Source organism: Rhodoplanes elegans (assembly GCF_016653355.1).
In the GTDB taxonomy this organism is placed as follows: domain Bacteria; phylum Pseudomonadota; class Alphaproteobacteria; order Rhizobiales; family Xanthobacteraceae; genus Rhodoplanes; species Rhodoplanes elegans.
Map to the genome: position 1 here is coordinate 1 of NZ_NHSK01000125.1, position 7,461 is coordinate 7,461.

Consider the following 7,461-nt stretch of genomic DNA (forward strand, 5'->3'; position numbering starts at 1 on the left):
GGTTCGATGGAACGACGGGCGGGGCACCATGCTCACCCACGGCCTGACCTGGCCCAGGGGCTCCCGGGCTCCCGCCCGTCACCGCGGCCCGCAGACTACGCGAGTCGCGACAATCAGAGTTACAAGGGTTTACGGCGCTGATGGAGGCCTCGGCACCCCCTCACCCGGATCTCGCGCCGTCGCGCGAGATCCGACCTCTCCCCGCCGGGGAGAGGTGAAAGACGGGCAGTGACGCGGGCGGATCACCTTACGCCCCCCGCTCCAAGAGCCCGTCGAGCCAGGCGCGGACCGCGGCCGGGCCGGCGAACGAGCCGGCCGTGCCCGGGATGTCGCGGCCGACCGCGAAGCCGAAGCCGCCGAGCGGCGGCAGGATGGGAAAGACCCGCTCGTCGGTGACGTCGTCGCCGACGAACACGGGCCGCCGGCCCTCGAAGGGCGGCAGCCGCATCAGCTCGGCGACGGCGCTCGCCTTGTCGAAGGCGGCCGGCTTCACCTCGATCACGGCCTTTCCGGGCATCGCCTCCAGCGGCAGATCGGGGAAGGACTCGCAGATGCTCTGCACCATCGCCGTCACGGCGACGCCCTTGTCGGGCGCGAGGCGCCAGTGCAAAGCGAGCGAGTAGCCCTTGTCCTCGATGAGCACGCCGCGGCCGAGCTCGGCGACGCCGGCCAGCTTGCGCTTCACCATCGGGTCGAGCGACGGGGTGCGGGCCGGATCCGATCGCTCGCCCGGCGCGACGCGCAGCTCGGCGCCGTGGCCGCCGATGGCCGGCAGCTCGAGCGGCGCGAACAGGAGATCGATATCGGCGAGCACGCGGCCGCTGACCAGCGCTAGCGCCCCGCCGGTGCGGGCCAGGAGGCCGCCGAGCGTGCGGCGCAGAGTCGGCGGCACCCACACCTCGCGCGGCGTGTCGGCGAAGTCGAGCAGTGTGCCGTCGATGTCGAGCAGCAGTGCGACCTCGTCGAGGTCGATCGCGTCGGCAGGGGACGTCATGGTGTCGGCTCGGGTCATCTGGGCACTCCACGGCGCTCAATCGACGGCCGTCAGCGGCCGCGCCACGTCTTCGAGGCTTCTGCGTTCCGCGGCGACGCCGAACCGCCAGTGCACGGCGGCGGCCGCGACCATCAGGGCCGCCCCGAACAGGTAACCCGCGAACACGCTCGCACGCGAGCCCGAATCGATCAACGCGCCGAACAGCCACGGCCCGGCGACGCCGCCGATGCCGGTGCCGAGCGCGTAGAACACCGCGATGGTGAGCGCCCGGATCTCCAGCGGGAAGGTCTCGCTCACCGTGAGATAGGCGGCGCTCGCCGCCGCCGAGGCGAAGAAGAACACGGCACTCCAGGCCATGGTCTGCTGGACGACGGTGATCTGCGCCTGCAGGAACAGGACGCCCGACACGGTGAGCAGGATGCCGGACGCCGCATACGTGAAGGCGATCATCGGGCGTCGTCCGAGCGTGTCGAAGAGACGCCCGAGCAGCAGCGGCCCGAGGAAGTTGCCGACCGCGAAGGGCAGGATGTACCAGCCCACCGTGCCGATCGGCACGTCGTAGAAGTCGGTCAGCACGAGCGCGTAGGTGAAGAACACCGCGTTGAAGAAGAACGCCTGCGCCACCATCAGCACGAGGCCGATCAGGGCGCGGTCGCGGTGCCGCACCAGCAGCGCCTCGGCGACCGCCGACAACGGCGTGTAGCGGCGCACCCGCAGCCGCACGGTCGGCAGGTCGTCGGTTGCGCGCCCCGTGTGGCCGGCCACCTGGCGCTCGATGCCGGCGACGATCGCCTCCGCCTCGGCGAGGCGGCCGTGCGTCATCAGCCAGCGCGGGCTCTCCGGAATCCACATCCGCATCAGCAGGATCAAGAGCCCGAGCGCGGCGCCGATCAGGAAGGCGAGGCGCCAGCCGTATTCGGGATGGATCACGGCGGGGTCGAGGACGACGATCGAGCCGAGCGCGCCGGCGGCGGCGCCGAGCCAGAAGCTGCCGTTGACGACGAGGTCGGTGAAGCCGCGATAGCGCGCCGGCACCAGCTCCTGGATGGTCGAGTTGATGGCCGTGTACTCGCCGCCGATGCCCGCCCCGGTGAGGAAGCGCATCGCCGCGAAGCTCCACACGTCCCAGGTCAGGGCGGTCGCGCCGGTGGCGGTGAGATAGACGGCGAGCGTGAGGAAGAACAGCTTCTTGCGGCCGAGCCGGTCGGTCAGCCAGCCGAAGCCGACGGCGCCGATCACGGCGCCGAGCAGATAGGCGCTGGTGGCGAAGCCGACATCGGCGTTGCTGAAGCGAAGGACCGGGCTCTCCTTGAGGGCGCCGGCCAGCGTGCCGGCGAGCGTCACCTCGAGCCCGTCGAGAATCCAGGTGATGCCGAGCGCGGCGATCACCAGCGTGTGGAAGCGCCCCCAATGCAGCCGGTCGAGCCGGGCCGGCAGGTCGGTCTCGACCACGGCGCCGAGTGGCGCGACGCCGAGTGGCGGGGCGCCGTGCGGCGCGGCGCCGTGCGGCGCGGCGCCGTGCGGCTCCGTGGCGGTCGGCCCGGGCGGGGCGCCGTCGGCTGCGACCGTCGCCGTCATGCCGGCGCGCCCGCTGGCATCACGTGCAGGGGCGGCGGCTCCGGCCGTGGCATCGGGTCGTCGATGTCGGGCGTGTCCTCGTGGCCGGGCGGCGGCTCCTCGATCGGGCCGGGCTCGTCCTCGTTCGGAGGCGGCTCCTCGATCGGGTCGTTCCGGCGGGTCGGCGGCGGGTCGTCGAGCGGGCCCGGATCGGCGGGTCCCGGCGTCGGATCGTCGACCGGACGGCGCGGCGGCGCGGGCGACTGCACGGTCGCCGTGTGCAACAGTGCAATCTCGCGGTCGTCATCCGGTCGTGAAGGGTTAAACTCGTGCACGCGGGTCGCCCGATTCGGTTCGTTGACCTGCACCGCGAGGGTTCCGCGGTGCCGTCATCAGAACGGCGAGGCGGCGGTAACGTTCCGCGACGGGGCGCCCGGGAGGGGTGCGCGTCCAAATTGTGGCGCCGCGTTTCCGGCGTCCGTGCGGGCCGTTGGCTCCACAAGACGCCGAGTCGATGCCACAGGAAAACCTGTTCCAGATCAAAGCAAACCGTTTTCAACTTATGTAAATGTAAGTTAAAGTTGCATTCCATGAAAGAAAAGCTTGAATCGTCTCCAGGTTGTGGCAACACTGATCAAGTAACGCTTTTTCGGGGGGTGACGACCGTGTCTTATCCGACTCCCGCACGCGGCGAGGGTGGGGGCCGCAGCAAGGACGAAGGGGGATTGCCCAGCAGTGGCGATCGGCTGCTCGCGGTGCTCGGCCTGTTCACGATGGACCGGCCCGAATGGACCGTGGAGGACGCCGCCGGCGAGCTCGCCGTCTCGGCCACCACGGCCTATCGCTACTTCAAGCGGCTGACCCGGGCCGGGCTGATCAGCCCGGTGTCGGGCGCGAGCTACACGCTCGGTCCCGCCATCATCCAGATGGACCGCCAGATCCAGCTCTGCGATCCGATGCTGAACGCCGCCCGCGGCATCATGACGAACCTGGTCCAGCAGGCGGCCGAAGGCGGCGCCGTCATTCTCTGCCGCCTGTTCCACGACCGCGTGATGTGCGTCCACCAGGAGATCGGCACCGGCCACCAGGAGCCGATCGTCTTCCAGCGCGGCCGGCCGATGCCGCTGTTCCGCGGCGCCACCTCGAAGATCATCCTGGCGCACCTGCCCAACCGGACGCTGAAGTCGCTGTTCACGGCGAATGCCGAGGAGATCGCGGCGGCCGGGCTCGGCCACTCCTGGGACGACTTCCGCCGCCATCTCGCGGCGTTCCGGCGCGCCGGCTACACGACCGCGGCCGGCGACGTCGACCAGGTCCGGGCGGCCATCGCGGCGCCGGTCTTCGGCCCGCGCCGCGCCGTGCTCGGCAGCCTCAGCTTCCTGGTGCCGAAGGCGCGCTGGGACGAGTCGCTGCGCGCCCGGCTGGCGCCGCTGGTGATCGCCGCGGCACGCGACATCGAGACCGCCATGCAGGCCGACGACGCCGACGGCCAGGCCAGCCGCCCGCGGGTGCGCGTCGCGCGGTGAACCTGGGCTCCGTCATTCCGGGCCGCGAACCAAAGGTTTGCGAGCCCGGAATCCATGGTCCCGGTGCAAGTGGCTCACGACAAGCAGTGCGTATGCGTCCCGGTCTCGGCGCTTCGCGCCGCCCCGGGACGACCGGTGGTGGGATCCTTCACCGCCCCGTGCGCAGGCGGGCGATCAGCTCGGGAGTCGCATAGGAGTCCGCCGGCAGGCCGAACTTGAGCTGCGCCTGCTTGACGGCGGCGCGGGTGCCGGCGCCGATCTTGCCGTCCGGGGTGCCGACGTCGAAGCCGGCGCGGTTGAGGAGCTCCTGCAGCTCCTTGCCCTGCTCCTGGCTGAGCACCGGGATGTCGGGGGCGCCGCGCGACATGGGCGGCGCGCCGGCGAGCCGCGTCGCGTAATAGGCGGCCGTGGTCGCATAGACCAGCGAGGCGTTCCATTTCAGGTACGCCTGGAAGTTCGGATAGACCAGGAACGCCGGCCCGAGCCGGCCCATCGGCAGCAGCAGCGAGGTGGGCGGCCCGCCGGACGGCAGCGGCTTGCCGTCGCGCAACGTGACGCCCCAGCCGGACCACTTCGCGTGCGTGTGCTGGATGGCGAGGTCGGCCTCCTGCCACGGCATGCTGGCCGGCACCTTCACCTCGCGCATCCACGGCTCGTCGCGCTGCCAGCCGAGCTCCTGCAGATAGGAGGCGCTCGAGCCGATCACGTCGGGGACGCTCTTCAACAGGTTGCGGTGGCCGTCGCCGTCCCAGTCGATGGCGTGCTTCATGTACTCGGACGGCATCATCTGGGTCTGGCCGAGCTCGCCGGCCCACGAGCCGACCATCTCGTCGGGCCGCAGGTCGCCGCGCTCGATCATGCGCAGCGCGTCGAACAGATGGCCGCGGAACATCTCCGAGCGGCGGCAGTCGTAGGCGAGCGTCGTCAGCGAGCGGATCGCGTGGTCCTTGCCCATGGCGACGCCGAAGTCGCTCTCCAGGCCCCAGAACGCAACGATGATCGGCCCCGGCACGCCGAACTGCTTCTCGGCGCGGGCGAACAGCGCAGCGTGGACCTTCAGCTGCTCGGCGCCCTTCTGCAGCCGGTAGGCGGGCAGCACCTTGTCGGAGAACTGCAGGAAGCTCTGGGCGAAGAATTTCTGGCCCCGGTCGATATTGACGATGCGCTGGTCGTAGACGAGATACGGCGCCGCCGCGGCGATCGCCTGGCGCGAGATGCCCTGCTGGACGGCCTCCTGCTTGAAGCGGGCGAGCCAGTCCTCGAATCGGCCGGTATTTTGACACGGCGCCTGGGCGAGGGCCGGGCCGGCGGCAAGCGTCAGTCCGAGCGTCACGAGGATCGCGCCGGCGCGCCGGCGGGCACGCCCGGAGGAGGGCGGGGCGAACGAGCGCGGAGCGGGCGAGATCATGAGCATCTCCTGCGATTCGCGCGGTCCCGATCGGGCGCGTCCGAATCACGAGCCGCGACGATGCGTCGGCGGCGTGATGGTCGCTTCACGGCGGCGGTGTCAAGGCAGCTTGTCGAATCCATCTCCGAATCCCTTCAGGCTCATCGGAAATCCGATGCCTTCCTCGGGCGTCTGGAAGATGAAGAAGGTCGCGGTCTGGCCGGAGCGGAACTGCTTGATCAGCGTCTCGTCGAGCACGACCTCGGCGTAGCAGCCGCGCGGCAGGCAGCGCACGAAGCCGGCGCGACCGACGTCGACATTGTCGACCTTGAGGCCGAGCCCGGCCGGCAGCAGCACGCCGAGCGGCGCCTGCACGCGCATCAGCCGGGTCTTCTGGTCGGCGGTGCGCAGCACCAGCACGGTGAGGCCGACATTGGCGCGGTCCTCGGCCACCACGCTCTGGAACAGCGCGCATTGCTCGGACTGCGCGCCGGGGGGCGTCTCGCAGCGGATCTGCCAGTCCTCGTGGACGGACCGCACGGCCCCTTGAGCGGCCGCCGGACCGACTGCTGCACCGCACGCGAGAAGGGCGATCGCGAGCCCCAGACAGGCGCCGGCGAGACGCCGCGTCGCCGGCACGCGCGGCATCGAACGGGCGACGTGCGCGGCCGCGAAGGCGGTCTGTCGAAGCGAGTACGCACCCATCGCGGGCTCCTTTGCGGACGGTGCGGCAACACCATGTCGGCTGCCGCACGTGTCAGGATCGGTGGACCGTCGCGATCGTCCAGGGGAACGGAATCACGTGGTCCCGAGGCTAAGTTACGTCATCGGCGCGACGGCTGCACCGGGGGTTTCGGCGGCGTCGGCCGCGCCCGGCCCGTGCGGCCGGTGCGGTGTCATGCTGCAATTGCGTCGTCGCTGCGCGATCCCCCGTGCAGGCACATTGCGAGTGGGGCGGATTTGTGGTTTGAAGAGTTTCAATCGCGGTACAAACCCCCGGTGCCGTCGAGGCTGTCCGTCAGTGCGCCCGAGCTGTGTGCGCCGCGGAACCTCCCGACTTCATCCGGTTTTGGACCTGTGCTTTTCGCCCCGTTGTGACGACGGCCCGGACGGGCCGCCTGTTTCCACCGCCGACGAAGGAGCCGTGACCACGATGACGGGTGTTCTCCGAGTGCTTTGCGTGGCGCTGGCCGCCGTGACGATGTTCGGGTTCGGCGGCCTCGCCGGGCCCGATGCGGCCCTGGCCAGTCTCGGCCAGCCGTCGCCCTGGCAGCTCGGCATGCAGGAGGCCGCCGCGCCGGTGATGAAGGACGTGGTCTGGTTCCACGACCTGCTGCTGTGGATCATCACGGCGATCGTCGCGCTGGTTCTCCTTCTCCTGGTCGTCGTCACGCTGCGCTTCAACGCCAAGGCCAATCCGACGCCGTCGCGCACCACCCACAACACGCTGATCGAGGTGCTGTGGACCGTGGTGCCGGTGATCATCCTCGTCGTGATCGCGGTGCCGTCGTTCCGCATCATGTTCGTCCAGCTCAACACGCCGCAGGCCGACGTCACCGTGAAGGCGACAGGCAAGCAGTGGTTCTGGAGCTACGCCTATCCGGACCAGGGCAAGTTCGAGTTCGACTCGCTGATGGTGCCGGAGGGCGAGCTGAAGCCCGGCCAGCCGCGTCTGCTCGCCGTCGACAACGAGATGGTGGTGCCGGTCGGCAAGGTGGTGCGCGTGCAGGTCACCGGTGCCGACGTGATCCATGCCTTCGCGGTGCCGTCATTCGGCATCAAGATCGACGCCGTCCCGGGTCGTCTCAACGAGACCTGGTTCAAGGCCGAGCGCGAGGGCGTCTATTACGGCCAGTGCTCCGAGCTGTGCGGCAAGGATCACGCCTTCATGCCGATCGCGGTGCGGGTGGTGAGCGAGCAGGCCTTCACGGCCTGGGTCGAGGACGCCAAGAAGAAGTACGCCGCCGTGCCGCCGCCCGCCGACGCGCCGATCGCGG

Annotated in this window: 7 protein-coding genes; 2 read left to right on the forward strand and 5 right to left on the reverse strand. The window is 70.3% G+C overall.

Going from position 1 to position 7,461, the window contains the following annotated elements; genetic code table 11:
• Positions 1-247 precede the first annotated feature (247 nt).
• Genes otsB through CCR97_RS16310 form a run of 3 tightly spaced genes read right to left on the reverse strand, consistent with a single transcriptional unit; the run spans position 248 to position 2,835 of the window.
• Positions 248-1,012 (reverse strand): trehalose-phosphatase, encoded by a 765-nt coding sequence (otsB, locus tag CCR97_RS16300; RefSeq protein WP_111360478.1) that lies wholly within the window; start codon positions 1,010-1,012, stop codon positions 248-250.
• A gap of 18 nt (positions 1,013-1,030) precedes the next feature.
• Positions 1,031-2,572, reverse strand: a complete 1,542-nt coding sequence (locus CCR97_RS16305; protein ID WP_201159651.1) for an MFS transporter — start codon at positions 2,570-2,572, stop codon at positions 1,031-1,033.
• Positions 2,569-2,835 carry a hypothetical protein gene (locus CCR97_RS16310; protein ID WP_170145901.1) on the reverse strand — a complete coding sequence of 89 codons (267 nt, stop codon included), beginning with the start codon at positions 2,833-2,835 and terminating at the stop codon, positions 2,569-2,571. The genes CCR97_RS16305 and CCR97_RS16310 overlap by 4 nt, the downstream gene beginning before the upstream one ends.
• Positions 2,836-3,276: 441 nt before the next feature.
• Here CCR97_RS16310 and CCR97_RS16315 point away from each other — a divergent pair, with 441 nt between their 5' ends.
• A complete protein-coding gene (locus tag CCR97_RS16315) occupies positions 3,277-4,077 on the forward strand; it encodes an IclR family transcriptional regulator (RefSeq protein ID WP_170145900.1) in 801 nt (266 codons plus the stop codon).
• Positions 4,078-4,225: 148 nt separating this feature from the next.
• Here CCR97_RS16315 and CCR97_RS16320 read toward each other — a convergent pair whose 3' ends face one another.
• Both CCR97_RS16320 and CCR97_RS16325 read right to left on the reverse strand, forming a co-directional pair.
• Positions 4,226-5,485 (reverse strand): lytic murein transglycosylase, encoded by a 1,260-nt coding sequence (locus CCR97_RS16320; RefSeq protein ID WP_244670487.1) that lies wholly within the window; start codon positions 5,483-5,485, stop codon positions 4,226-4,228.
• A 99-nt stretch (positions 5,486-5,584) separates the two neighbouring features.
• Positions 5,585-6,169 (reverse strand): invasion associated locus B family protein, encoded by a 585-nt coding sequence (locus tag CCR97_RS16325; RefSeq protein ID WP_111357984.1) that lies wholly within the window; start codon positions 6,167-6,169, stop codon positions 5,585-5,587.
• Between the two features lie 496 nt (positions 6,170-6,665).
• Here CCR97_RS16325 and coxB point away from each other — a divergent pair.
• The coding region (gene coxB, locus CCR97_RS16330; RefSeq protein ID WP_244670488.1) for a cytochrome c oxidase subunit II at positions 6,666-7,461 on the forward strand (796 nt) is incomplete at its 3' end.